Genomic DNA, 25306 nt, shown 5'->3' with positions numbered 1-25306 from the left:
AGACTCGAGCGGTGACGGGCGTCCCCCTGACGTGGTCGGAACGCGCGGAGCTCGCTTCGGACGTCGGGCCCGATCCTCGCCTCGTCGGCGCGGTTATGTCGCTGGCGGACGCCGTGCCCCTGGCTCGCCTGCGCGAGCGGGTGACGACGCGAGCGCTGGACGTGCCGAGCCTGCGACGCGTGCTCGTCGACCCGGGTGGTCGACCGCACTGGCTCCCGGCCGCGGGAGACCTCGGGTCGCACGTCGACCTCGCCCCTCTCGACGGCGGTCCCCTCGCCGCCACCGCGGGCCTGCTGTGCCGCGACCTCGATCCCCGCCGCCCGCTCTGGCAGCTCACCCTCGTCGCCGACCCGGACGACCCGCCGGGCGCGGGGCGGTGGCTCGTCGTGCGCGTCCACCACGCGGTGGCCGACGGCCCGACGGCGATCGCCGAGATCCTGCACCTCCTCGCCGACATTCCGGTCCGCGCCGTCGACGACGGCGGGGCGCTCTCCTCGAGGCACCTCGGCACAGCAGGCTTCGGACGCTCGGCACGGTGGATGCCGCCAGGCGTCGGACTCGTCGCCGCTCTCGCGCCACGCTCCCCCCGGACCTCGCTGCTGCGTCCCATCGCGCCCGGGTGTGAGCTCGTGGTGCTGCGCCTCGACCTCGAGGCCGTGCACGCCGCCGGACGCCGCGCGGGCGGCACCGTGAACGACGTCCTGCTCGCCGCCGTCGCGCTCCTGCACGGCGCACTAGCCCGGGAGCGCGGCGAGCGCCTTCGCCACGTCACGGTGTCGGTCCCGGTGATGTGGGGCGGGAGTCGGCGACGCCGCAACACGGTCGGGCTGCTGCGAGTCGCGGTACCGGCGCCGGCGACCGGCGAGACGGCCACGTCGTACATCTCGCGGATCGCGGCGCGGACGCGCCGGCGCAAGGCGCTGCTCGTCGACGACAGCCCCGCCCGGCTCACGGCGCCGGTGACGGTAGCGCTTGCGCGCCTTGGGCTGCTCCGGCCGCTGATGGCGCGTCAGCGGCAGATCACGACGCTGCTCACCAACGTCCACGGGCCGGTGGGCTCGGTGGAGGTGTGTGGCTCGCGCGTGCGGACGATCGTGCCCCTGACTCCCGCGGCAGGGAACATCCCGGTGGTCGCCGCGGCCCTCAGCTACGGGACGCAGCTCGTCCTCACCCTGCGGATCGACCCGACGGCGCTCTCCGCCGAGGGTGTGCGCCGCGTCGCCCGCGCGGCTGTCGAACGCGTCGCGCCGGGGAGCCTCCGCGACGACGACTGGTGAGCCGACCGCGCTGCGGTGGCTCGCCGTCGTGCGCGGTATGCGCCCGAAGAGGTGGTGCGTGACGCCGCTGGGGGTGGGGATCGCCTCGTGGTGGAGTCGGTCGTCGAGCTCGTCGGGCGAGGCCGACAGGCGTGAGCCGCCGCCGACCGCGACGTCGCAGACGGCGACAGCGCGACGGACGCACCGGCGTCATACTGCGCGGATGAGCGCACTCCCCGTCGCGTCCTCGGGCCGACGATGGCTGGTGCTCGCCGCGGCGTGCGGCCTGGTGCATGCCGCGTTCAGCGCGTACTGGGCCTTCGGCGGCACGTGGCTGGCCGAGACGGTCGGGCAGTGGGCTCTGGACTGGTACCGCGCGGCGCCGACGACGGCGATGGTGGCGCTGCTGGCGATCGCCCTGCTGAAGGCCACGGTCGCCGTCGGGCCACTGATCAACGAGTCGCACCCGCTGCCCGGATACCGCTGGTGGCGCGCGCTGTGCTGGCTCGGGGGCACGGTGCTGCTGCTCTACGGCCTGGCCAACATGGTCGGGGCATGGCTCGCCATGGCCGGCGTGGTCGACTCACCCGCCGCGTCCGACCGTGCGGCGCTGATCGGTCATGCAGCGCTGTGGGACCCACTCTTCGCGCTCTGGGGCGGGTTCCTGCTGGCGGGCTTGGTCGCGACGCGGGCGGCTCGTCGCCGCCCGGGCGCGCCGTAGCGGCCGACTCGTCCGGTCGCTCGCCGTCGTGCGCCGTCAGCGCCAGAAGAGGTGGTGCGTGACGCCGCTGGGGCTGGGGATCGCCTCGTGGTGGAAGCGGTCGTCGAGCTCGTCGGGCGAGGTCCACAGGCGCGAGCCGCCGCCGATCTCGACGTCGCAGACGGCGACGTGCATCGCGTCCACGAGGTCGGCGTCGAGGAACTCGCGGACGGTCTGGGCGCCGCCGCCGAGTCGGACGTCCCTGCCGTTCGCCGCCGCCTTGGCGAGCTCGAGGACGGCGGCGGGCTCGTCGTCGACGAAGTGGAACGTGGTCTCGCCGCGGCTGAACGAGGGTCGCAGGTGGTGGGTCAGGACGCAGACCGGGGTGTGGAACGGCGGCTCGTCGCCCCACCAGCCGCGCCACTCCTCGTCGGGCCAAGGACCGCGCAGGGGTGCGAACTCGTTGCGGCCCATAATCTCGGCGCCGATGTGGTTGCCGAAGTCGCGGGTGAAGTAGTCGTCGAGGCCGCGGCTGCCGCCCGGGTCGGTGCGGTTGGGCCAGCTGGCGGTCGCGCCGGCCCACGTGAAGAAGGCGGCGGGATCGGCGGTGCCGAAGGGGTGCTCGAGGCTCTGGCCCTCGCCGGCGCCGTAACCGTCGCGGGAGACGGTGAAGTTCTGGACTCGGAGCAGCTGCGTCATGGTGGGTGGACCTTCGCTCGGGGGCGGAGTCATCGGCTCGACGGCCATCATCGGCTCCTCGCGTTCTCCAGCGCGCACCGGAGGTAGTGCTCGACGGCGGAGATCATCTCGTGGGCAACCGAGCCGTCGGAGTGGCCTGCGTCGTCGAGCTCCCCGTCGAGGATCCCCTCCCCCTTTGCCCGCCGGCCGGCGCGCGGCTCGGCCACCGTTACGGGCGTGCGTCGGGGCAGCGCGAGTGCGGCTGGCCTCGGCTGGTCCACGGCGTCGCGCTTGGTCGGGGCCGCCGGGACTCGGCGCTCGGCGGCGACTGCGGTGTCGCACCGGGGGCCCGACAGGCCAGGCGGCTCCGGCTGCCGACCTGCTGGTTCGCGGTCGCGGTCGCGGTCGCGTTTGCGGCCAGTCGGACCACGCCGTTCAGCCCTGTCTCCCGGCTCGGCGTCCAGCCGCGGTCGAGCGTCAACCGTTCCCCCGGGCAGGGGTGGGGCGGTGGAGTAGTAGCGGTGGCCGGTGGGGGTGCGGGTCTCGACGGTGTGGCGGGTCGTCGTGTCGGGTGCGTCGCTGCGGCTGCGCATCGACGCTTCGCCGCTGTCGGGTGTGCTGCGGCTGTGCGCCGACGCTTCGCCGCTGTCGGGTGTGCTGCGGCTGTGCGTCGGAGCGTGGGCGGCGTCGGGCATGTTGGCGGCTCGGGGTGAGGCTCCGTCGCCGGCCGTGACGCGTTGGGTCCAGTCGGGTGCTTGTTTGGCGTGGTTGCAGTGTCCCGCGTCAAGTAGTTGGCAGGGTTTCTTCGATTTCGAAGTTGGGTGTGGTGGGGTCGGCGGTTCCGGCGTAGACCTCGGCGGGTCGGTTCCAGGCGATCGCTTCGTGCGGGCGGACGTGGTTGTAGTCGTGCCGGTAAGCGTTCACGTGCTCGACGAGCTGAAGGCCGTCGTCGATCTCTTCCCGGAACAGCCACTCGTATTTCATCGTCCCGAACCCGCGTTCGCGAGACCCGTTCTGCCCCGGCGTGCGGACCCTCGTGCGCACGTGCCGCAGCTCGGGGTGGGTGGCGATGAACGCTTCGAACGTGAACGACCGGAACGGGCCACCGTTATCGGTCACGATCGTCAAGACGGGCAAGATCTCCCCGGTCTGCTCCTCGACCTGGCAGTCGTCGATCAGCGGGTGGCCGAGCAGCGTCTCCGCCTCAGCGAGGGCGAGCTCGACCGCGGCGACGGCGTCGTGCATGTTCGCGGTCGGGGACACGTGCGCGTCGAACTCATACTTCGCCCAGTAGTCCCGGCACGACGCGATCCGCCACGTCCCGCCGGTCGTGGTCTCGTACTCGGAGAAGTCGAGCTGCCAGACCTGGTTCGGGCCCGTCGGTTCCTTCGCGAACGCGGCCTTGCGCCTCTCGGCGAGGCGGCGACGTTCCCGCTGGTAGTTCGCGCCCAGGATCAAGCCCTCGTCCCGCAGCAGCCGCAGCACGGTCGCCTGGGAAACCGGGTGCCCGTCGTGACGTGTCATCGCCCAGACCTTCCGGTGCCCCCACGCCGGATGCGCTTTCGCGTGGCCGACGACGGCGTCGCGGACCGCGTCACGGGTCGGCTGGGGCCACGGCCCCTTCGGCGGCCGATCAGTGCGAGCCTTGGCCTGCCAGCGCCGCCACGTCCGTTCGGGCATGTCGATGAGATCGCAGAACCTCGACGTCGACATGCCCGCCTCGGTGCGGATCACCTCGAGGTCCTCGAAGGGCCCAGACGACCCTCGGCGCTCTTCTTCCACACCCGGATCTCGACCGCGGCCTCACCGAGAGCCTGGGTGAGTTCGGCCACCTCATCCTCAAGCTGCTGCTCGCGGGACGTGGGCTTGGACTTGCCTGCCTCGATGCCGGCCTTGCCGCCCTCGAGGAACTGGCGTTTCCAGTTCCCGATCGCCTGCTCGGACACCTTCTCGCGACGGGCAGCCTCGGCGATCGAGATCTCGCCTTGGAGCACGCTCAACACGATGCGGATCTTCTTCTCCGCCGGAATCACCGGGGGACGACTCATAACTCTCAGACCTTCCAGTAGGGGCGTTGCCTCAGCAACTAACAACCCCTGCCACTAAGTCTGACGCGCGACAGCAGGCTTCGCAGAGGCCTTGGAGGTTGGTGGCGGTGGTGGGTCCGTCGACGTTGGCGGGGGTGATGTGGTCGATGTGGCGGATCGGGGCGTCGCACCAGGGCGTGCGGCAGGTCGTGTCGCGGTATCGGATGAAGCGGGCGAGGTTGGGTGGGGCGCAGCGGGATCGGGAGTCCATCGCGGCGAGCTCGCCGGTGCTGGGGTCGCGGAACAGGCGGCGTAGCCACACCCCGACCTCCCGGTCGTTGCAGCCGCCGTTGGCGGCCGCGGTGCTGCTCTCGGCGTCGCCGGTGCTGGTGCTGCTCTCGGCGTCGCTGGTGCCGTTGCTGCTCGAGCGTGGGCTGGTGAGGGTGGTGTGGATGAGGGTGCGGGCCCAAGGGGCGGGGACGGGTGTGCCGGCCAGGCCGGGGGTGGTCAGGGTGGCGGGTTCCTCGGCGCCGGGGGTGCCGTCGGGTGCGAGGAGGATGGTGTCGGTCATGACGAGTCCGACGTGCACGGGGACGGGGTCGGTGGGGGCGCGCCCGGTGAGGCGGGCGACGAGGGTGTCGGCCATGGCCTGGCCGCGGCTGGTGGCGTGTCCGGTGCTGACGGCGGTGTCGGCGGCGGCGCGCAGGGCGGTGTAGGCGGCGATGCCGTCCTTCATCGGCAGCAGGGCGGTGAGGTAGGTCATCAGGTCCGGGGCTGGGCGCAGGGTCACGGTGCGTTCGGTCTCGGCGCGGCGGGCGCGGCGGACCAGGGCGGCGGCGTCCAGGCGTTGCGCGAAGGTGCGGGCGCGGGCGACCAGGCGTCGGTCCCCGACGCCGCGTAGCGAGTGGTGGTCGCCGCTGATCTGCTGGTCCAGGAGGGCGCGGTCGGTGCGGGTGAGGCAGGCGCTCTCGCGGATCAGGAGCATGGCGCGCCACTCGTTGAGGCTGCCGTGGGCCAGGGCGGTGAGTGTGTGCGGCATCTCGGTGAGCAGCGCCTCGGCGGCGCCGAGGAGCTTGCCGCCGTGGTGGGGTGACTCACCCCTGGCCAGGGCGACCTGGGCTGCGACACCACGCCCGCACTGCTTCGCCGGGACGCCGGCGGCGCGCTGGTGGGCGCGTTGGGAGGAGGCCAGCTGCGCGGCCAACCTCGCTTGCGCGGCACAGATCACAGACTTCAGCGCCTCCAGCTCGGTCAGCATGCCCACCCGCCACGCATCCACCTCCTCCGCGTCGGGTCGGGTCGAGGCCGCCGCGCTCGTGGGCGCTGTGCCCGGCTTGTTCGTGGGTGCCGCGGTTGTGGTGGTGGCGTTGATCCCGGCGAGGGTGAACGCGCGCAGCCGCACCGTCAACGCCTGCACGCCGCCCTCGAGGACGCTCCGCTGCGCATCCACCCCAGCCGCGACAGTCCCCGCGGCGACCGACGCACCAATGCTCGCCCCGGTCGGGGCTGCGGTCGAGCCCACAGACGGCGTGATGGCGCCGCCACCAGCGGTTTCACCGCCTCGCGACACCCCGGAATCGAACATGCGTCTAGCGTCTCACCCACCACCGACATCGAGACTTCCGGGCGCTCCTGGGCGGCCGCATCCCGTCCGGCGTGGCCGGGCGTCGGCCGGGCGATCGGCCGCACGTGGGGCCGCCGATCGCCCGCACGAAAGCCGGGCGTCGGCCGCAAGCCAGCCGGGCGTCGGCCGCAAGCAAGCCGGGCAACGGTCCTGCGGCACCCGCACGTCGCCGTGGCGAGCGGACGGAGGTTCCCTAGCTCGCCGTCGGGCCTCGGGGCGAACGTCCTGACCGGGTCCCGCTCCGCGGAGAATCGCCGATCCGACCTACCATCGCGGCGTGACGCAGCTGATCCTCGTCGTGGGGCACGTCGGCGCGGGCAAGACCACCCGCGCGATCGAGCTCGCGAGCGCCACCGGCGCGGTCCGGCTCACCCCCGACGAGTGGATGATGCCGCTCTTCGGCGAATCCGACCCCGACGGCAAGCGCGACGTCCTAGAGGGGCGCCTGGTCTGGACCGCCGCCCAGATCCTCCGGTCCGGCGCGTCGGTCATCCTCGACTTCGGCCTGTGGGGCCGCGACGAGCGCGCTGCGCTGGCGTGGCTGGCCGGCACCGTGGGGGCGACGGCGCGCATCGAGTACGTCCCCGTCGACCGAGCCACGCAGTCGGCGCGCGTCGCTGCTCGCCGGCAGGAGAACCCGCACTCGACCTGGGCCGTCACGGACGCGCAGCTCGAGGAGTGGCGCCACCTGCTCCAGGAACCCGACGCGAGCGAGCTCGCGGGCACCTACCGCGCAGAACCTCCCGAACCGGGCGGCTGGGCGCCGTGGATCGCGCGGCGTTGGCCGACGGCGCTCGGCACCTGACGCGCTCGCGTGTCGCCCGCCACCGCCCGCACGACGGCGCACGACGGCGCACGACGGCGCACGTCGACGCGCGCGTCACACTGTGGCCGGTCCCTGGAGAAGCAGCGAAAGGACTCCCGTGTCCGACTCGATCCTTCGATCCCGGCTGCCGATCGTCGCCGCCCCGATGGCGGGCGGCCCGTCGACCGTGGCGCTCGGCCGCGCGGTCGCCTCCGCGGGCGGGTTCCCCTTCCTCGCCGGCGGCTACAAGACCCCGGGGGCGCTTGCTGCCGAGATCGCCGAGCTCCGCGCGAGCGCGCCCGAATTCGGCGTCAACCTCTTCGTCCCCTCGCACGACACGCCCGACGGCCAGGCGTTCGCCGCGTACGCCGCGGAGCTGGCCGACGAGGCGGCGGTCTACGGACTGACGCTCGACCCCGCCCCGACCAGCGACGACGACGCGTGGGACGCGAAGCTCGCGCTGCTGATCGCGCACCCCGTCCCCATCGTCTCGTTCACGTTCGGCCTCCCGGAGCCCGCCGTGATCGCCTCCCTGCAGGCCGTAGGCACCCGAGTGCTCGCGTCGGTGATCACGCCGGAGGAGGCCGTACTCGCGCGCGATGCCGGGGTCGACGCCCTGGTCGTGCAGGGCCCCGGCGCCGGCGGGCACAGCGCGACGTTCGATGCCGTACGTCCGATCGACGGCGTGTCCGCAGTCGACCTCGTCAGGGCGGTGCTCGCCGTCGTCGACCTTCCCGTGGTCGCCGCCGGGGGCGTCGACGGGCCCGACGGCGTGCGTCACCTTCTCGAGGCGGGCGCGGTAGGCGTCTCGGTCGGGACGATGCTGCTGCGCACCGACGAGGCCGGGACCTCACCCACGCACCGCGCGGCGCTGGGCGACCTGAGGTTCACCGAGACGGTCGTGACGAGCGTGTTCACGGGTCGGCCCGCCCGCGCGCTGCGGAACGGATTCGTCGACCGCCACCAGGGCACCGGCGTGCTCGCCTACCCGGCCGTCCATCACCTCACGCGCGCGCTGCGCCAGGCCGCCGGCCGCGCGGGCGACGCCGAGCGCCTCCACCTGTGGGCGGGCACCGGGTGGCGCACCGCGCCGACGGGCCCGGCGGCCGCCGTGATCGACTGGCTCGCCGGCGGGGTCTAGGTGGCGCGGCGTGCTACCCGACGGCGGTCGGCGGCGCGACCGATCACGAGGCTTGAGGTGGTTTGATAGGGTTTGTGGGTGCCCGACGCAGACGTGAGCGCTCCCTCGATCCTGGCGTTCTGGCGCATGCTCGAGCTCCTGAATCCCCAGCCTCTCCCGGCGCTCACTCCCAGGGCGACCTCGCGTGACAGCCGGGTCGTGGTCGAGCTGTCACCGCGAGGCCCTGTGCCCTGGGAAACACTCCGCCCTCCTACCCCGCTGAGGGGAAAGCGTCGGCTGTGGCGTCACACGGTCTACCTCGGGCTCTACTCCGTGCAGGACACCTACGAGTTCCTGCACCGCGCGTTCTACGACGAGCGCGACAGCTACGACGAGCGACCGGCCGGGCGGTCTGCGTGTGCTGCGCTCCTGCTGGACGAGCGCGGTCGCGTGATTCCCGAAGCGACCGTCCTCTCGTCGGCGGCGTGGGCCGTGGGACGTCTGCGAGATCCGGGTCCCTCTGACCCGAGCTGGTCGATCGGGTTCACGGACTCGCAGCGCCGTTTCGTCGACGAGGTGCAGCAGCTGGAGACCACTCGCCAGGAGCGGGCTGGTCAGGAGCACCCGCTATCCCTGGACCGGCCTGCCTTGTCGGCCCTCCTCCACACCGCCCACCGAGCGGCGGGCGTCTCCGGCATCAGCTCACTGGCAACAGCGCACGTGCTCGTCGCGTCGACGGTGATCACAGAGAACGCGGCGGCGAACCCGGGGATCGACTTTCTCAACAGCTTCCATCTCAGTGACCTCGAGGCCGTGCACGCGGACGTCGTCGCGCATGGCCCGCGGGGGCCACTGGCCGCGTACCTCACCCCGGACTCGGTGATCCGGGCATCGCAGCGAGTCGACGTCGTCGCCTCGCCGGAGGTCGTCGACCACGGGCTCCGTGTCGAGCGGCTCCCGAAGGGGAGGTGGCCGACCGATCCCAGGCATCACCTGGCACGAAGCCAGCAGTTCGCCGTCAACGAGGCCCTGGGCACGCTCGGGCCACAGGGAGGGCTCCTCGGCGTGAACGGCCCGCCGGGGACTGGCAAGACGACGATGCTGCGAGACGTCCTGGCCGGCAACGTGGTCGAGCGCGCCTGCGTCCTCGCTCGGCTCGAGAACCCTCACCAGGCGTTCCGGGCCGAACGTCACCAGTGGAACCAGGAGGGCCGTCCTCGGAGCGTCCGGCAGCTCATTCCTGAGCTCACCGGCTTCGAGATGGTGGTGGCGTCGTCCAACAACGCTGCTGTCGAGAACGTCTCGACGACGCTTCCGAGGAGAGGCGAGCTCGGTGAGCGTTGGCGAACCGACGCAGACTACTTCGGTGGCCTCGCCAGCCTCGCCCAGACGGTCGTCGGCAGCTCCGAGGACGAAGGGGCCAACGACACCCTCGCCGGCAAAGACGACCTGCTCGAGGCACCCGCCGCTCTGTCGTCCGCCTGGGGACTCGTCGCTGCTCGGCTCGGTCGGAGCGCGCACCGCGCCTCGTTCCGGTCGATCTTCTGGTTCGGGAGAGGCGATGGGGCGGACTCGGGCGAGGACGTCCAGAGCATGCAGCAGTGGCTGCAGGACAGGGTTGCTGAGCATGTTCCGCGGTCGTACTGGGCCGACGCGCGCACCCGCTTCACCTCGAGCCTGGAGACGGTAGAGGCCATGATGGCGGCCCGAGCGGCTGCGGAGGCAAGACCCGCCGAGCTCAGGAGCGCGACTCGGAGCTACCGAGAGCACTCGGACTGGATCGAGCACTCTGGCGCTTGGCTCACGCGGCTGCAGGCGGACGTGGCGGCCGCCCGGGCGAACGTCGACGGGGCGAATCACGACGTCGACCTGCTCACGCGACGCCGTTTGGACCACGTCGCAGTCCGCCCCGGATTCTGGGAGTCGCTGACGTCGTTCGGGCGTTCGCCTCGAGAGTGGCGCTCGGTGCTCACGGCACACGACGAGGCGATCGCGAGCGCCGTTGACCGCGCCTCTGCTGCCGCCGCTCGCGAGGAGGCGGCTGACCGCGAGCTGTCCAGGTATACGCATGAGGTAGAAGAGGCCAGGCTGCGACTGACTCGAGCTGGCGAACTGGTCGCCGAACTCGAGGTTAGCTGTGCACAGGACCGCGAGCGGTACGGGGACGCCTACCCGGACATCACGGCGTCTCCCGAGCAGCGCGAGCTACGAGCGTCGTGGCTGGACGAGGAGCTCGACACGGCGCGCAGCGACCTCTTCGTCGCGGCGATGAACCTCCACCGGGACTTCTTCGCATCCGTGGCCAAGGACATGCTCACCGGTCTACGCGCAGCGACGGAGGTGGTCGCGGGCAAGGCTCCGCCCGCACTGGAGCCGGAGAAGGTCCGCGCTGCCTGGCAGCTGTTCTTCCTCGTTGTTCCCCTGGTGTCCACGACCTTCTCCTCACTGGGCCGGATGTTCGACCGCATGGGCCGCGACTCGATTGGCTGGCTCATCGTCGACGAGGCCGGCCAGGCCTGCCCGCAGCACGCCGTCGGCGGGATCTGGCGGGCTAGGCGTGTCCTCGCCGTCGGAGACCCGCTGCAGCTCGAGCCGGTCGCCACTGCCCCACGCAAGCTCGTCGGCGACATTGCGGCCACGTGGGGGGTCTCGTCGGACTGGATCCCACCGCTCGCCTCGGTGCAGACGCTCGCCGACCGCGTGACACGGCACGGAACCACCCTGCCTCAGGGCGAGAACGACGTGTGGGTGGGAAGCCCGCTCCGGGTGCACCGGCGCTGCGACGACCCGATGTTCACCCTGTCGAACACGATGGCCTACGACGGCCTCATGATTCACGCCACGCCCAAACGTGGCAGAGCGGCTGCACCCGGTGGAGAGGCCGACCCCTTCGACGATGCGTTCGGGCCGGTCGTGGCACCGAGCTATTGGGCGGACGTCCCTGCCGTGACGAGTGGATCGCATCTCCAGCCCACGGAGATCGAACGGGTTCGGAGGGCGCTGGACTGGCTCGATGGTTGCGGTGTCCCTTCGTCCGAGGTGATCGCGATCTCCCCCTTCCGTGCTGTCGCCGACGCTCTTGAGCGGCTCTCGCACGAGACGCGCTACTCGCGACTCACAGCAGGAACGGTCCACACGGCGCAGGGCAAGGAGGCCCCCGTCGTACTGCTCGTGCTCGGCGGCGACCCGGGGCGCCCCGGCGCTCGCGCCTGGGCCACCTCGCGGGTCAATCTGTTCAACGTGGCGGTGAGTCGTGCGCAACGTCGGCTCTACGTCATCGGTGATCACGCCTTGTGGAAGAGGTTTCCCTATGCCGAACTCATAGCCCGGACGCTTCCCGTTCGACGTCTCGGCACGTTGGCAGGGGAGGAAGAAGAGCCGGCGCCGTGAGGACGTGCGTCGACTCGCAGGCGAGATGGTCCGCATCAAGACGGACGAGTCTCCACGCCCGACCGACGCCTCTCAGGTCCCGCAGTAGGTGATGTACGGCCCGGAGCCCTGCGGAGCCGGTGCCGCGTAGCGCTCGAGACCCGGTCGCTCGTCGTAGGGCGCGGAGACGACGTCAAGCAGTCGCCTCAGCGGGTCGAGGTCGCCGTCGCCGTCGGTTGCGGCCGCGAGCGCCTCCTCGACGAGGTGGTTGCGGGGGATGTACACGGGGTTGACGCCATCCATCACCTCGGCGTCCGGCATCAGCGCCAGCCACCGCGCCACCCACCGGTCGAACCCGTCGGGGTCCGCGACCATGCCGCGCGCCGGTTCGGCGTCGCCCCGTGCCGCGGCAACCAGCGCGCGGAAGAACGACGTGTGATCAGCCCGGCTCGCACGCATCAGGGCCAGCAGCTCGTCGGCGAGCGGCGTCAGCGCTGCGTCGTCGACGTCGCCGCTCACGCCCAGCTTGGCGCGCATCCCGGACGACCAGGCGGCCTCGTACCGCGGGCGGAACCCGTCGAGGGCCGCGACGGCGAGCTCGACTGCCCGCTCGCGGTCGTCATCGAGAAGCGGGAGGAGCGCCTCCGCGAGCCGGGTGAGGTTCCACTGCGCGACGACGGGCTGGTTGCCGTAGGCGTAGCGCCCGCCGGCGTCGATGGAGCTGTACACGGTTGCCGGGTCGAACGCCTCCATGAACGCGCACGGCCCGTAGTCGATGGTCTCGCCGGAAACGGTCATGTTGTCGGTGTTCATCACGCCGTGCACGAAGCCGACGAGCATCCACTTCGCGACGAGCGACGCCTGGACGTCGATGACCGCGCGCAGCAGCGCCAGAGGCGGGTTCGGATCCGCGGCGGCCTCGGGATGGTGCCGTCCGATTGCGTGGTCGGCGAGGCGGCGCAGCAGGTCGAGGTCACCGGTCGCCCGCGCGTACTGGAAGGTGCCCACCCGCAGGTGGCTGCTCGCGACCCGGGAGAGCACGGCTCCGGGCAGCCAGGTCTCGCGACGCACCTGCCGACCCGTCGCGACGACGGCGAGCGACCGGGTGGTCGGCACGCCCAGGGCGTGCATCGCGCGGCTCACGACGAGCTCGCGCAGCATCGGCCCGACGGCGGCGAGACCGTCGCCGCCGCGAGCGAACGGCGTGCGACCCGAGCCCTTGAGGTGGAGGTCCCACTCGCTGTCGTCGGGGCCGATCAGCTCCCCGAGCAGCAGTGCTCGACCGTCACCGAGACGCGGGACGAAGCCGCCGAACTGATGTCCGGCGTAGGCCTGCGCGACGGGGGTGGCGCCGTCGGGCACGGCGTTGCCCACGAGGAACCGCACGCCGGCGGGGCTGCGCAACCACTCCGGGTCGAGGCCGAGCTCGGTCGCGAGGGCGTCGGCGAGGTGCAGGAGCCGAGGTGTGGGCGCGTCCTCAGCCCGCCACGGGACGCCCAGCTCGGGAAGCTCCCGAGCAAACCTGCCGTGGAGGACGACCGGTACCGGCGGTGCGGGGCTCACCTTCTCGAGGGTACGTCGGCGCGGGATCGGCGCAAGCAACTCGTAGCGCTTCGGTCCTGGAGCGCGTCTTGTTCGCCCCCCGGGGGGCGAACGCGAACGACTGCGGCTACCTCACTTCGGCGGCCCACAAGGGGAACGCGCCCGCCGGCGCAGGCGGGTCGACGCCGCGCAGGCGAACGATGCAGGCCTGCTCATCAGCACCGGTGGCCGCCCACAGGCTGTGCGTGCGACCTGCCGCGTTGCTCGAAATCCATGACAGCGCGTCGTCGAGGTCGGTAGCGGTTAGCCTCGTGATTTCACGCCGGTAGTGGGTTGGAGACGGCGAAGGTGCCCCTGACCTGGGATGATGTGTCTTGCGACGGACAGATCAGACCAGAACGAGGAGCACCTTCGTGGTGAACGCTACCCGCCCGTATCCGAGTGTTCGAGTCGATGCCGCGCCGGTGGCCGCGGTCGGTTCTGCGGGCGGGGTGCTGCTGACGGAGGTCCTCGCAGTCAGCGGCCTGTCCTCGGCGCTGTCAGCCGGGCTGGAGCGCTGGCGCAGACCGAGCGCTGTGCATGACCCGGCCAAGGTCCTGACCGACCTCGCTCTCACGCTCGCACTCGGCGGGGACTGTCTCGCGGATGCTGCTCTCCTGCGCGGGGAGCCGGAGGTGTTCGGGCCGGTCGCTTCGGAGGCGACGGTCTCGCGCACGATCACGGCCCTGGCAGCGGAACCGGGCCGGGTCCTGCCAGCGATCGCGAAGGCTCGTAAGGCGGCCCGGGCCCGGGTCTGGGAGCTGGCGGGCCAGGCGTCCCCGCTGCACGGGATCAGTGATGCGAACCCGTTGGTGATCGATCTGGATGCCACGATCGTCATCTCCCACAGCGAGAAGGAGGCGGCCGCGCCGACGTTCAAAAGGACGTTCGGGCACCACCCCCTGCTCGCGTTCGCCGACCACGGCCAGGCTGGCAGTGGCGAGCTCCTCGCTGCCCTGTTGCGGCCGGGGAACGCCGGGTCGAACACCGCCGCCGATCACATCGAGATCACAAGGCAGGCGCTGGCGGCCGTGCCAGGGATCAACGCCTCCCGCCCGGGAAGGAAGGTGATGATCCGCACCGACGGCGCCGGAGCGAGCCGCGAGTTCCTGACGTTCCTGACCCGCCGCGGACTGTCCTACTCGATCGGGTGGACCCTGCCCTGGGCCGAGATGGGCGAGATCTACCAGGCCGTCACGAGGGCTGGCGGGTGGACTCCGGCGCTGACCGCGGCCGGTGAGGTCAACGAGCACGCCGACGTCGCCGACATCACCAACCTGCTCACCCAGCATGGGCACCTGACGGGCTGGCCGGCCGGGATGCGTGTGATCGTGCGCCGGGAACGGCCCCACCCCGGCGCCCGCGTCGCGCAGGACCGGCTCGATGACGCCGAGGGCTACCGCCTCACCGCGTTCACCACGAACACCCGCCGAGGCCAGCTCCAAGTCCTCGAGCTACGCCACCGCCGACGGGCCCGCTGCGAGGACCGGATCCGCTGCGCGAAAGACACCGGGCTACGCAACCTCCCCCTGAAGACCCTCGCGCAGAACGAGATCTGGCTGGCCGCCGTCGCTCTTGCCACTGATCTCCTGGCCTGGCTCGGCCTCCTCGGACTCGACGAGGACAGCGCCCGGGTCTGGGAACCCAAGCGGCTCCGGCTACGCCTGTTCACCGCCCCTGCCACGATCGCCCGACACGCCCGCCGCGTCATCCTGCACGTCAAGGAGACCTACGCATGGGCTGAAATCGTGCTCGCCGCGCACCGGCGCCTCAGGGCCCTGGCTGCCGCACCGACCTGACCCAAGGACCCCCGACCACCCACGACCCCGAGGAACCCCGACCGGCCGGAACCGGCGCCCACCGCGAGCGACACGCGGCACGACGTCACACCCACAGGGCAGAATCACCACCAGGAGCCGGCACCGACGCCGACAAGTCCACCGAGCCCGCCCGATGAAAGATCGAGGTTAGCTCCCACTCCTCGCAGGTCGTCGCGTTCGCCCAGAACAGGACGCGGTAGGTCGGCGCGACGTCCTCGGACCTGGCGTCGCGGGGATCGATCAGTCGCGCGCGCATGCAGAACACCATAGCGTCGGACCGAGGTGCTCCTGTCGACGGACGAACCATCACCCGAGAGCCAGCCGCCGGAGTGATAAAGAGTGCGGCTAGAAGTCCTGCCTCAACATCGCACCCAAACTTGCCCGAGCCTCGGCGACCCGCTCCTCGTCTGCCCCAGCAACAACCGCTCCGTCACAGACCAAGTCCCAGTGGACATGATCAGGGAGATTCAGTAGCTTCCGACGGCTATCAGCATTATCTCGAGCAACGTCGAAACCATAGCATATTGCGTCGATATTGAATCGCACCTGTTCGTCCAACAGCGCGACCAACGGCACAACCGGTTCATGCCGGCTAGCCCGTTCCGAGCCCACCAGCACCTGGAACTTGACTCGTAGGTTCGATGCCGCCCACAAAATCGGGAGTTCTTGATAGTACGTGAAGTACACCGCCGTGTTAAGGCGCCCAAAGTCGCTGTACTCCAGGGGTATGTCGCCCTCATCGAATCCCGCTGGAAACGGGATCCTCGCACCCCCTTCGTCCAACTTGTAAGTCACTGTCGGATGAGACCTGTTCTCACTTCTGAACACACTACACCTGAGAGATGATCGGTGTTTGTCATCATTGTCGTAGATGCTCAAGAGGTTGACCACAGAGGTTTCGGACCACTCCCGCGACGGTTCCCTACCGTCGACCGGTCGGTCCGCGAAGGGCTGAAGGCGACGTACACGCTCGACGATGTATTCGGGCAACTGCTCCAGGCGACGACTCCACCGGTTCCACTCGCTCGCAGAAACTACGTTTGGGTACTCGAGTCTGGCAATAGCACCTTCGCTAGCTCCCGCATCTCTCGCAGCTCCATCACAAGGTGGTTCAGGGCGGACCTCAGATTGTGCACGTAATCGCCGATCAGTACCGCGAGTCGGCCAAGTGACAAGGTGGGCGAGAACTTCAGGCGAACCTCGAAAGCATGACGCTCAAGCACCAGTCGGCCCTCACAGCTCATTCCCGCGTTGGTCGACCATTCCGCTATCAGTGATTCAATTTCCCTCCGAAGAGTCTGGGCCCTACGGTATTTGGCTTCAACGGACGCAGGGCTGCCGCGCCCAGCGCGAACAACGGGATCCTCGCGAAAGAAGCCCGCCCCGAAATTGGGAAGAGGCATCGAGACCTCCCACTCCTGCTCTCAGCTCGCTGTGGACCGGCTCAACTTGGTCGACTACCGGTCCCACGAGTCAACTCGGCTGCATGTCGACATGGACAGGGCCTACCAGGCCCCGCCGCCCCCACCCGTGTCCTGCGCCATGTCGACGAACCGCGCGTAGTGGCCCTGGAACGCGACGACGATCGTGTCGGTCGGACCGTTGCGGTGCTTCGCCACGATGAAGTCGGCCTCGCCCTTGCGGGGCGTCTCGCGGTCGTAGGCCTCGTCGCGGTGCAGCAGGATCACCATGTCCGCGTCCTGCTCGATCGAGTTGTGGACCGCGATCCCGTTGGCGACGAAGTTGTGGCCACCGACCACGGTGGCGTCGAAGACCTGCGCCTCCCCCATCGGCTCGATCGCCACCACCTCGTCCCAGAGGACGTCGTTCACCGCGTACATCTCGAGCTCGGAGTCCTGAAGCAGAGCCGCCACACGACCGAGTCGCTCACGTGACGGGCTGCGCTTCCACGCCGCGGAACCCGCGAACTGCGTGCCCATCGCGCTGGCGAACTGACGGTGCGTGATGCCCTGCTCGGCCAGCACCAGACGCACACGGTCCCAGACCTGAGCCGGCACCGTGTCCACATTCGGGTTGCTCGTCGTCGAACGCACGATCTCGAGCAGACGGGCGCCCGCGTCCCCGCGAGCACCGTGCACTCCGATCTCCTGCAGGAACCGACGCTGGCTGTCGGATCCCGACACGTCCAGCGTGTAGCCGTCCCGGTAGCCCTGCTTGCGCACCGTACGCACCCGAGTGGAGATCCCGAACCTCAGAAGCAGCCGCGAGAGGTCGTCCACCAGGCGTCGCGACGTCGACGAGTAGTAGACGCGCCCACCTCGACCGTCCTTGCGCACCGTGACGGAACCGTCGGTCGCCCAGATGTGCCGAACGAAGAGGGCGATCTGGTCCTTCGGAAGGGAGAAGATCGCCGTCGGCACGAACTTCTCGTGCGAACGCGCGCCGAACAGGCCCAAGTCGTCCAGCCACGCCGCGATCGGGTTGCGCCGCCCGTGCGTCAGGTGGAACGGCGCAGGAAGCCGCAGCGTGGAGACGCGGGCGGCCGCATAGTCGTCGCGAACCGGCTTGACGCCCCAGCGAGTAGCGGCGTCTCCGACGGCCGCCAGGTTCGCCTCGTCGATCGATGCGTAGCGCAACGGCTGTCGCTTCACGAAGGATCCGTCACCCAACAGGTGCGCCAGCATCACGACCTCGCGGTCGTCCCATGCCGGCACCTCGCCGACGCCCGCGCACCGCTCCGGCCCGGGGACGTGCCGCGGCACGCCGACCCGGGAGCCCACGGCGAGGTCGCCGAGCGATGTCCAGCCCTCGTAGGTGAGGAACGGGTGGTTCGCCGTCGCCGTGATCTCCTTGCCGGACGCCAGCCGCAGTCGGAAGGTCTCCTTCACGCCCGTGGGGAACACGTGCGTGAGGTGGCGGCGCACGTACTGCAGCCGGTCGTTGAGCGTCCACACCGGGATGTCGCGGGCGTTGAGCGCGAACAGCTCGCCCATCGTGGTCTCCGCGCCGGTGTCGGCGCGCAGCACCCGGGTGTCCGCCGCCAGGCAGCCCGACTCACGCAGGTCGCTCACCTGCGGCCGCTTGTCCTGGCGCTGCTCGGCACCACGGTTCAGCTGGGACACCGCGATGACCGGCACCTCCAGCTCCTTGGCGAGCAGCTTGATCGCGCGGGAGAACTCCGAGACCTCCTGCTGGCGCGACTCCACCCGCTTGCCCGAGCTCATGAGCTGCAGGTAGTCGATCACGACGATCTTGAGGTCGTGGCGCTGCTTGAGCCGGCGGCACTTGGCCCGGATCTCCATGAGGGACATGTTGGGCGAGTCGTCGATGAACAGCGGCGCGTCCGAGATCGCACTCACCGTGCCGGCCAGCTTCTGCCAGTCCCGGTCGTCCATCGGCCCCTGCCGCAGCCGCTGCAGCGGCACCTGCGCCTCGGCGGCCAGCATCCTCATGACGATCTCGTTCGCGCTCATCTCGAGGGAGAACACCGCCGCCGTCATGCCGTGGTGCACCGCCGCTGACCGCACGATGTCCAACGCCATCGTCGACTTGCCCATCGCGGGCCGGGCCGCGACCACGATCATCTGCCCCGGGTGCAAACCGTTCGTGAGTCGGTCCAGATCGGTGAACCCGGTCGGCACCCCGACCATCTGGCCGTCGCGGCTGGTGGCGTGCTCGATCTCCTCGACGGTGCCGGTGATGATCTCCCGCAGCGCCTTGTAGTCCTCGCTCGTGCGCCGCTCCGTCACGGCGTAGATCTCCGACTGCGCCGAGTTCACCAGCTCCTCGACGTCGCCGCCGTCGGCCGCGTACCCGAGCTGCACGATGCGCGTGCCGGCCTCGACGAGCTTGCGCAGCACCGCTCGCTCACGCACGATCCCCGCGTAGTAGCCCGCGTTCGCGGCCGTCGGGACGGACGAGATGAGCGTGTGCAGGTACCCGTGCCCGCCTACCCGGCCGAGCTCACCGCGCTTGGTCAGCTCGTCGGCGACTGTGATGACGTCCGTCGGCTGACCACGCCCGTACAGGTCGACGATCGCGTCGTAGACCATCTCGTGCGCCGGCCGGTAGAAGTCCGCCGCGCGGATCTCCTCCACGACGTCGGCGATCGCGTCCTTGCTCAGCATCATCCCGCCGAGCACGCTCTGCTCCGCCGCCGCGTCCTGCGGCGGGGTCCGCTCCCCGAGTGCACTGAAGGCCCGAAGATCCGCCTCGTCCGTCGCCGTCACGCTCCACCTCTCCGCCCCGTCGCTGTTCTCCGACGAGTGCACACCCGGCCACCGACATCGCCCGGACGAACGCGTCGGCTCCGGGCCAGCGGCACACGCTACGACCTCCCCGACCCCTCCGGACGCCCTGGGACGAACCCGCCCCGGCTTGACATCCACGCGTGTTCCGGCGGGGTGTGGACCGCCTGTGGAAAGCCTGGGGACAGGGTGGGGACGACGACGTAACCGCAGTGTGGACGACACTCCGCCCCGATCCCCAGGACTGTGGACAACGTGTGGAAACCACGCGGGAAACGGCGGGATCTCAACGATTCCCGCTGTGGGTTCACCCCACGCCGACGCGACGGCGAAATCCACCGACCCGACACGCCGCGCCACGCCGTCGGACCCGTCTGGCAGGCTTGGCCGGTGAGGGAACCCCGAGGAACGCCGCTGGACCGCAGCATCCTCGCCCTCGCGATCCCCGCCTTCGGCGCCCTCGTCGCCGAGCCGGTGTTCGTCCTCGTCGACTCCGCGCTCGTGGGCCACCTGGGGACGGCCGAGCTCGCCGGCCTCACCCTCGCCTCCACCCTGCTGGTCACCGCCGTCGGCCTCTTCGTCTTCCTCGCCTACACCACCACCGCGAGCGTCGGCCGCCTCCTCGGGGCGGGCGAGGAGACCCGCGCCCTGCGGGCCGGGATCGACGGGCTGTGGCTCGCGCTCGCCGTCGGGCTCGTCGTCGCGGCCCTCGGCCTCGCCACGGCGCCGTGGGCGATCGGCGCGATGGGCGGCACGGGCGACGTCGCCACCCAGGCCGTGACCTACCTGCGCTGGTCGCTGCCGGGCCTGCCCGGCATGCTCGTCGTCCTCGCCGCGACCGGCGTGCTGCGCGGCATGCTCGACACCCGCACCCCGCTCGTCGTCGCCGCCGCCGGCGCCGTCGCCAACGGCGCGCTCAACGCCCTCTTCATCTACGGCTTCGGCTGGGGCATCGCCGGCTCCGGCGCCGGCACCGCCCTCGTGCAGCTCGCCATGGGCGCAGTCCTCGCCTGGCGCGTCCTGCGCGGTGCCCGACGGCGAGGGGTCGCCCTCTCCCCCACCCTCACCGGCCTGGGGCGCGGGATGCGCGACGGCGGGCCCCTGTTCGTCCGCACCCTCACCCTGCGCGTCGCGATCCTCCTCACGGTGACGACCGCCGCCACGCTCGGCGAGGTGCCGCTCGCCGCGCACCAGGTCGTCAACGCGCTCTGGGGGTTCGCGGCGTTCGCGCTCGACGCGCTCGCGATCGCAGCCCAGGCGCTCGTCGGGCACGCGCTCGGCGCGCGCCGGCCCGAGGACGCGCGCGCCGTGCTGCGCCGCACCCTGCAGTGGGGAGCCGGCGGCGGTGCCGTGCTCGGCGTCGTGCTCGCGCTCCTCGCCGTGCCGCTCACCGCGCTGTTCACGTCCGACCCGCTCGTGCGCGGCGCCGCCGCGGCGGGCCTGTGGGTGGTCGCGGCCGCGCTGCCGCTCGCGGGCGTGGTGTGGGTGCTCGACGGCGTGCTCATCGGCGCCGGCGACGGCCGCTTCCTCGCGTGGGCCGGGGCGGCTTCGCTCGTCGTCTACCTGCCGTTCCTGTGGATCGTGCGCACCGCGGCGCCGCGCGGGGCGGGCGAGGCGCCGTGGTCCGTGGTGTGGCTGTGGCTCGCGTTCGGCGTCGTGTTCATGCTCGCGCGCGGCGGGGCGACGTGGTGGCGCTCGCGCGGCGACGCGTGGCTCGTGCTGGGCGCGCGCTGACCCGGGTCGCGCGCCCTGCCTCGCCGCCGACTCCTCAGCGCGGACGATTCCGGAGCCATACGCTCCGGAAACGTCCGCACTGAGGGGGGGGCGGGCAGGTCCCACCACGGGATGACCCCGCCGGCAACGCGGGACCGTGGGCCGAACGTCCGCCGGCACCTCGGCTCCTAGCGTCGGGGGCATGACCTCCACGAGCCCCCTGCCGCCCGACGCGCCCCAGCCCTACCCGACGAGCCCGCGGGCCGACTCGAGCCCGACGCCGTCGACACACGCGACGCACCAGCCACACCAGTCCCACCCGGCACATCAGTCCCACCCGGCGCACCACGCCGATCCGACCTCCCCCGCCCCGGCCGTGCGCGCCGTCGGGCTCACGAAGACCTACGGCACCGGCGGCGCGGCCGTGCACGCCCTGCGCGGCGTCGACGTCGCGTTCAAGCGCGGCGCGTTCACGGCGATCATGGGCGCCTCCGGCTCCGGCAAGTCCACGCTCCTGCACCTGCTCGCGGGTCTCGACTCCGCCACGGACGGCCACGTGCTCCTCGGCGACACCGACCTGTCCACCCTCGACGACCAGGCCCTCACCCTGCTGCGCCGCGAGCGCGTCGGGTTCGTCTTCCAGGCGTTCAACCTGCTGCCGATGTTCACGGCCGAGCAGAACATCACCCTCCCCCTCGAGCTCGCCGGCCGGGTCGGCCGCGGCGGCATCGACGCCGACACCCGCGCCTGGTTCGACCGCCTTGTCGACGTCCTCGGCCTGCGCGACCGCCTCGGCCACCACCCCAGCGAGCTCTCCGGCGGCCAGCAGCAGCGCGTCGCGATCGCCCGCGCCCTGCTCACCCGGCCCGACGTGGTGTTCGCCGACGAGCCGACGGGCAACCTCGACTCGCGCTCGGGCGCGGAGGTGCTGGAGCTCCTGCGCACCAGCGTGCGCGAGCTCGGCCAGACGGTCGTGATGGTGACGCACGACGCCGCAGCGGCCGCCTACGCCGACCGGGTCGTCCTCGTCGCCGACGGACGGATTGCGGGCGACCTCGAGCACCCCACCCCCGAGCAGGTCACCGCCGCGCTCGACGCGCTGCGCACCGCCAGCCTCGCCGGCTCCGTCGTCGGGGCACGCTGATGTGGCGCCTGACCTGGGCGCAGATGCGCCGCACGGGCGGACGACTCGTCGCCGTCGGGATCGCGATCGCGCTGGGCACCGGCTTCATCACGGCCGCGTTCCTCGGCTCCTCCACGCTCGAGGCGACCGCGCTGGCCACGGCGCGCGCCGGCGTCGGCGACCCCGACCTCGTCGTCCAGACCAGCATGACGACGGACGAGGTCGCCGACCTGGCCGCCATCGACGGCGTCGCCGCGGTCCAGCCGATCGGCTTCGTCGGCCGGGAGGTCGGCACGGGGCAGGGCTCGGAATACCTCCTGCTCGCCCCGCCCGCCACCGACGACCGCCTCGCGCCCGCCGCCCTCGCCAGCGGCGAGGCGCCGGACGCGCCCGGCGAGATCGCCGTCCCGGGCACGACGGCGCAGCGACTCGGGGTGCAGGTCGGCGACACCGTGCAGGTCGTCTCGCAGACGTGGACGGCGGACTCGGACGAACCCACGCGCGAGGTGAGCGACGCCGTCGTCGTCGGCATCACCGCGGACGGCTCGGGCCTCGGGTTCGGTCTGCCGCTGGGGCTGGCGGACGCGACCGACGTGGCCGCGTGGCAGGCGTCCGACGGCAGCACGTGGTCCGGCGCGACGCTCGTCCTGGCCGACGGCGCCGATGCGGGCGCGGTGCGCGACGCCGTCGCCGGCTCCGTCGACCCCGACGCCACCCTGCAGACGGGCGAGGAGTACGCACGAGAGGTCGCGTCCTCGTTCACCGACGGCGTCGACGTGTTCCGCTCGCTCGTGCTCGCCTTCGCGGGCGTCGCGATGGCCGTCGCGGGCATCGTCATCGCCAACACGTTCACCGTGCTCGTCGCGCAGCGCACCCGCACGCTGGCGCTGCTGCGCTGCGTCGGTGCGACCGCGTCCCAGGTCCGCGCGTCGGTCCGGCTCGAGGCGCTCGTGCTCGGCGTCGTCGCGTCCATTGCCGGCGTGATCGGCGGCGTCGCGCTCGGCCAGGTGGTCCTGACCATCCTGGGGCGTGCCAACGCCGGGGTGCCGCTGCCCGCCGTCGTGCCCGTGTCGGTCGCCGCCGTGGTGGTGCCGATCGTCGCCGGCGTCCTCGTGACGCTGCTCGCCGCGGGCGGCGCGGCGCGGCTCGCCACCCGGGTGGCGCCGCTCGCCGCGCTCCGCCCGGTCGACCTCGCGTCCGGTGCCCGACGGCGCAGCGTGCGTCCCGCGATCGGCTGGACGCTCGTGGGGCTCGGCCTGGCGGGCATGGCCGGTGCTCTCGTGGTGAGCGCGGGCGGGAGCTTCGACCTCGGCCTCGCCCTCGGGGTGCTGGGCGGGATCGTGTCCGTGGTGGGCGTGGTCGTCGCGGCGATCACCTACGTGCCGGGCCTCACCCGGGTGCTCGGGCGCACGGCGGCGGCCATCGCGCCGGACCGCAGCCGGGTGTCCGCGCGGCTCGCGGCGATCAACGCGGCCCGCAACCCGGCCCGCACCACGTCCACGGCGACCGCCCTGCTCGTGGGCGTCGCGCTGGTGGTCATGATGTCGACCGGCGCCGCGATGGCCCGGTCCGCGCTCGACACCGAGCTCTCGGAGCAGTTCGCGGTCGACGTCACCGTGAGCGGCACCGCGCTGCGCCAGGCGACGATCGACGCCGTGCGCGCCGTCGACGGCGTGGCCTCCTCCGTCGTGATGGACGGGGCCAGCGCCGAGGTGACCACGGACGACGGAACGTCCACCGTCACGGCGTACTCGGCGTCGGACATCGCGGCGCTGGCCGACGTGGTGGCGACTCTCCCCGCCTGGGGGCGAGGGGTGTCGATGGCCGACGGGTGGGTGCTGGCGAAGGACGGGCCCCTCACGGTGAACGGGCTGACGACGTCCGGAAAGCTCGTCGAGGGACTGCCGAGCAGCACCGTGCTGCTCGACGCCGAGACGTTCGCCTACGCCTCGCTCACGCCGGACTCGCGGACCGTGTGGCTCGCCCTGACGCCGGGCGCCGATCCTCGCGCCGTGGCGAACGCCGTCACCGACGCGGTCTCGGACACCACCACGGGGACCGCCGGAGCGACGCCGGTGGTCGCCGGGGGCGCCGTCGAGCGCGCGGGGTACGGGCAGATCGTCGACACCATGCTGCTCGTGGTGGTGGGTCTGCTCGCCGTCGCCGTGATCATCGCGCTCATCGGGGTGGCGAACACGCTGTCGCTCTCGGTGGTCGAGCGGCGGCGCGAGAACGCGCTCCTGCGAGCCCTCGGGCTGACGCGCCGGCAGCTGCGGGCGACGCTCGCCGTCGAGGGCGTGCTGCTGGCCGGGGTCGGTGCGCTCGTGGGGATCGTGCTCGGCGTCGGGTACGGCTGGCTCGGCTCGATGCTGCTGCTCGGGCCGACCGTCGGGCTCGGCGTGGGCGACCTGGCGGTGCCGTGGTCGACCGTGCTCGTGATCGTGGCGGTCGCGGTGGTGGCCGGCGTGCTCGCGTCGGTGCTCCCGGCGCGCGGCGCGACGCGGACCTCGCCGGTGGCGGCGCTGGCGACCGAGTAGGCCAGGATGGGCCGGTGCCCGTCGAGATCCGCTACGACCGGTTCCTGGTGGCGGGCGCTCCTGCGGGAGCGCTCGTCCGCCACCTGGAGCCCGGCCGGCTGCGCACCGTGCTGGCGTACGCGAGCGCGGACGGCGCCGTCGTGCACCACACGAGCGAGATCGACCACCCCGGCGACGTGCGGCACTGGACCCGCTCGCGCTACACCGAGACGGAGAAAGGGCTCGACGTCGAGCACCGCCATCTCGGGTCCGCCGCGCCGAGCGTGCCCACGTACGCCGACGTGCTCGTGGTCGAGCGACTCGCGCGCCTGCGGGAGGACCGCCTCGACGTGCCCGTGCTGCACGAGCGCGACGGCGACGTGGAGGCGGGCGCGTTCGTTCGGCACGCGCGCGACCTGGCCGCTCCCCGCGGCCTGCAGGTCGACTCGCGGGTGGACGTGCTCACCGGCGTGGCGCTGCACGCCCGGCACTGGTGCCTCGGCCCCACCCTCCTCGCGTCGGACTGGATGGGGGCGTTCTCGTTCCGGGTGCGCACCCTCGACCTCGCGCTTCGCGGGGTGCCCGACGGCGTGGCAGCGCTCGTGCGCGACGCCGTGCGGTAGGCCGCGGCGCGGGTGAGGCGGCGGCGGGGTGCGGCGGCGGAGCAGGCGAGGCGGCGGCGGGCGGCCCGCAGCGCAGCTGACGTGCCGAACGAGCGCAGGCCCGGTCCCCTCGGGGACCGGGCCTGCGTCGTGACGCGAGCGGG

Annotated in this window: 18 protein-coding genes; 10 read left to right on the top strand and 8 right to left on the bottom strand. The window is 71.9% G+C overall.

The features are described 5' to 3' along the window. Positions 1-95 precede the first annotated feature (95 nt). Complete coding sequence (locus tag AC3AQ1_RS09090) at positions 96-1277, top strand: WS/DGAT domain-containing protein (protein WP_159096468.1); 1182 nt, start codon at positions 96-98, stop codon at positions 1275-1277. A gap of 202 nt (positions 1278-1479) precedes the next feature. Continuing rightward, positions 1480-1977: a DUF3995 domain-containing protein gene (locus tag AC3AQ1_RS09085; protein WP_108720108.1), complete on the top strand. Its 498-nt coding sequence runs from the start codon at positions 1480-1482 to the stop codon at positions 1975-1977. Between the two features lie 36 nt (positions 1978-2013). On the opposite strand, the gene AC3AQ1_RS09080 is transcribed toward AC3AQ1_RS09085, so the two are convergent. From AC3AQ1_RS09080 to AC3AQ1_RS09065, 4 genes are all read right to left on the bottom strand, one after another. Beyond that, the gene (locus AC3AQ1_RS09080; RefSeq protein ID WP_108720107.1) at positions 2014-2655 is read right to left on the bottom strand and encodes a dihydrofolate reductase family protein; all 642 of its coding nucleotides are present in this window, start codon (positions 2653-2655) and stop codon (positions 2014-2016) included. Positions 2656-3417: 762 nt separating this feature from the next. Continuing rightward, on the bottom strand, positions 3418-4158 hold the full coding sequence (locus tag AC3AQ1_RS09075; protein ID WP_488301214.1) for a transposase: 741 nt from the start codon (positions 4156-4158) through the stop codon (positions 3418-3420). A gap of 206 nt (positions 4159-4364) precedes the next feature. After that, positions 4365-4682 (bottom strand): transposase, encoded by a 318-nt coding sequence (locus AC3AQ1_RS09070; protein ID WP_108718713.1) that lies wholly within the window; start codon positions 4680-4682, stop codon positions 4365-4367. Positions 4683-4713: 31 nt separating this feature from the next. Continuing rightward, the gene (locus AC3AQ1_RS09065; RefSeq protein ID WP_159096467.1) at positions 4714-6111 is read right to left on the bottom strand and encodes an HNH endonuclease; all 1398 of its coding nucleotides are present in this window, start codon (positions 6109-6111) and stop codon (positions 4714-4716) included. A 451-nt stretch (positions 6112-6562) separates the two neighbouring features. Here AC3AQ1_RS09065 and AC3AQ1_RS09060 point away from each other — a divergent pair, with 451 nt between their 5' ends. From AC3AQ1_RS09060 to AC3AQ1_RS09050, 3 genes are all read left to right on the top strand, one after another. Then, positions 6563-7090 carry a P-loop nucleotide/nucleoside kinase family protein gene (locus AC3AQ1_RS09060; protein WP_108718711.1) on the top strand — a complete coding sequence of 176 codons (528 nt, stop codon included), beginning with the start codon at positions 6563-6565 and terminating at the stop codon, positions 7088-7090. Positions 7091-7208: 118 nt separating this feature from the next. Then, on the top strand, positions 7209-8231 hold the full coding sequence (locus AC3AQ1_RS09055; protein ID WP_313557659.1) for an NAD(P)H-dependent flavin oxidoreductase: 1023 nt from the start codon (positions 7209-7211) through the stop codon (positions 8229-8231). Positions 8232-8309: 78 nt separating this feature from the next. After that, positions 8310-11600: a DEAD/DEAH box helicase gene (locus AC3AQ1_RS09050; protein WP_234417439.1), complete on the top strand. Its 3291-nt coding sequence runs from the start codon at positions 8310-8312 to the stop codon at positions 11598-11600. 72 nt (positions 11601-11672) lie between these two features. On the opposite strand, the gene AC3AQ1_RS09045 is transcribed toward AC3AQ1_RS09050, so the two are convergent. Beyond that, positions 11673-13142, bottom strand: a complete 1470-nt coding sequence (locus AC3AQ1_RS09045; RefSeq protein WP_108718710.1) for a protein adenylyltransferase SelO — start codon at positions 13140-13142, stop codon at positions 11673-11675. Positions 13143-13534: 392 nt separating this feature from the next. On the opposite strand from AC3AQ1_RS09045, the gene AC3AQ1_RS09040 reads away from it, so the two are divergent. Next, positions 13535-14959 carry an IS1380 family transposase gene (locus tag AC3AQ1_RS09040; protein WP_108717753.1) on the top strand — a complete coding sequence of 475 codons (1425 nt, stop codon included), beginning with the start codon at positions 13535-13537 and terminating at the stop codon, positions 14957-14959. Between the two features lie 85 nt (positions 14960-15044). On the opposite strand, the gene AC3AQ1_RS09035 is transcribed toward AC3AQ1_RS09040, so the two are convergent. The 3 genes from AC3AQ1_RS09035 to AC3AQ1_RS09025 all read right to left on the bottom strand — a co-directional run bounded on the left by AC3AQ1_RS09035 (position 15045) and on the right by AC3AQ1_RS09025 (position 19170). Then, positions 15045-15236, bottom strand: a complete 192-nt coding sequence (locus AC3AQ1_RS09035; RefSeq protein ID WP_159096466.1) for a hypothetical protein — start codon at positions 15234-15236, stop codon at positions 15045-15047. 89 nt (positions 15237-15325) lie between these two features. Beyond that, entirely contained in the window at positions 15326-15775 is a 450-nt protein-coding gene (locus AC3AQ1_RS09030; protein WP_159096465.1) for a hypothetical protein, read from the bottom strand. A gap of 710 nt (positions 15776-16485) precedes the next feature. Further along, positions 16486-19170: a replicative DNA helicase gene (locus AC3AQ1_RS09025; protein ID WP_108718707.1), complete on the bottom strand. Its 2685-nt coding sequence runs from the start codon at positions 19168-19170 to the stop codon at positions 16486-16488. A gap of 408 nt (positions 19171-19578) precedes the next feature. Here AC3AQ1_RS09025 and AC3AQ1_RS09020 point away from each other — a divergent pair, with 408 nt between their 5' ends. The 4 genes from AC3AQ1_RS09020 to AC3AQ1_RS09005 all read left to right on the top strand — a co-directional run bounded on the left by AC3AQ1_RS09020 (position 19579) and on the right by AC3AQ1_RS09005 (position 25163). Beyond that, complete coding sequence (locus tag AC3AQ1_RS09020) at positions 19579-20922, top strand: MATE family efflux transporter (RefSeq protein ID WP_108718706.1); 1344 nt, start codon at positions 19579-19581, stop codon at positions 20920-20922. 181 nt (positions 20923-21103) lie between these two features. Beyond that, entirely contained in the window at positions 21104-22045 is a 942-nt protein-coding gene (locus AC3AQ1_RS09015; RefSeq protein WP_108718705.1) for an ABC transporter ATP-binding protein, read from the top strand. Continuing rightward, entirely contained in the window at positions 22045-24561 is a 2517-nt protein-coding gene (locus AC3AQ1_RS09010; RefSeq protein ID WP_108718704.1) for an FtsX-like permease family protein, read from the top strand. The genes AC3AQ1_RS09015 and AC3AQ1_RS09010 overlap by 1 nt, the downstream gene beginning before the upstream one ends. A gap of 14 nt (positions 24562-24575) precedes the next feature. Next, entirely contained in the window at positions 24576-25163 is a 588-nt protein-coding gene (locus AC3AQ1_RS09005) for a hypothetical protein (RefSeq protein WP_108718703.1), read from the top strand. Positions 25164-25306 lie beyond the last annotated feature (143 nt).

This window comes from Miniimonas sp. S16 (genome assembly GCF_057748195.1).
The sequence above is the reverse complement of the archived record's forward strand: the minus strand, read 5'-3'. Positions and strand labels throughout refer to the sequence as shown.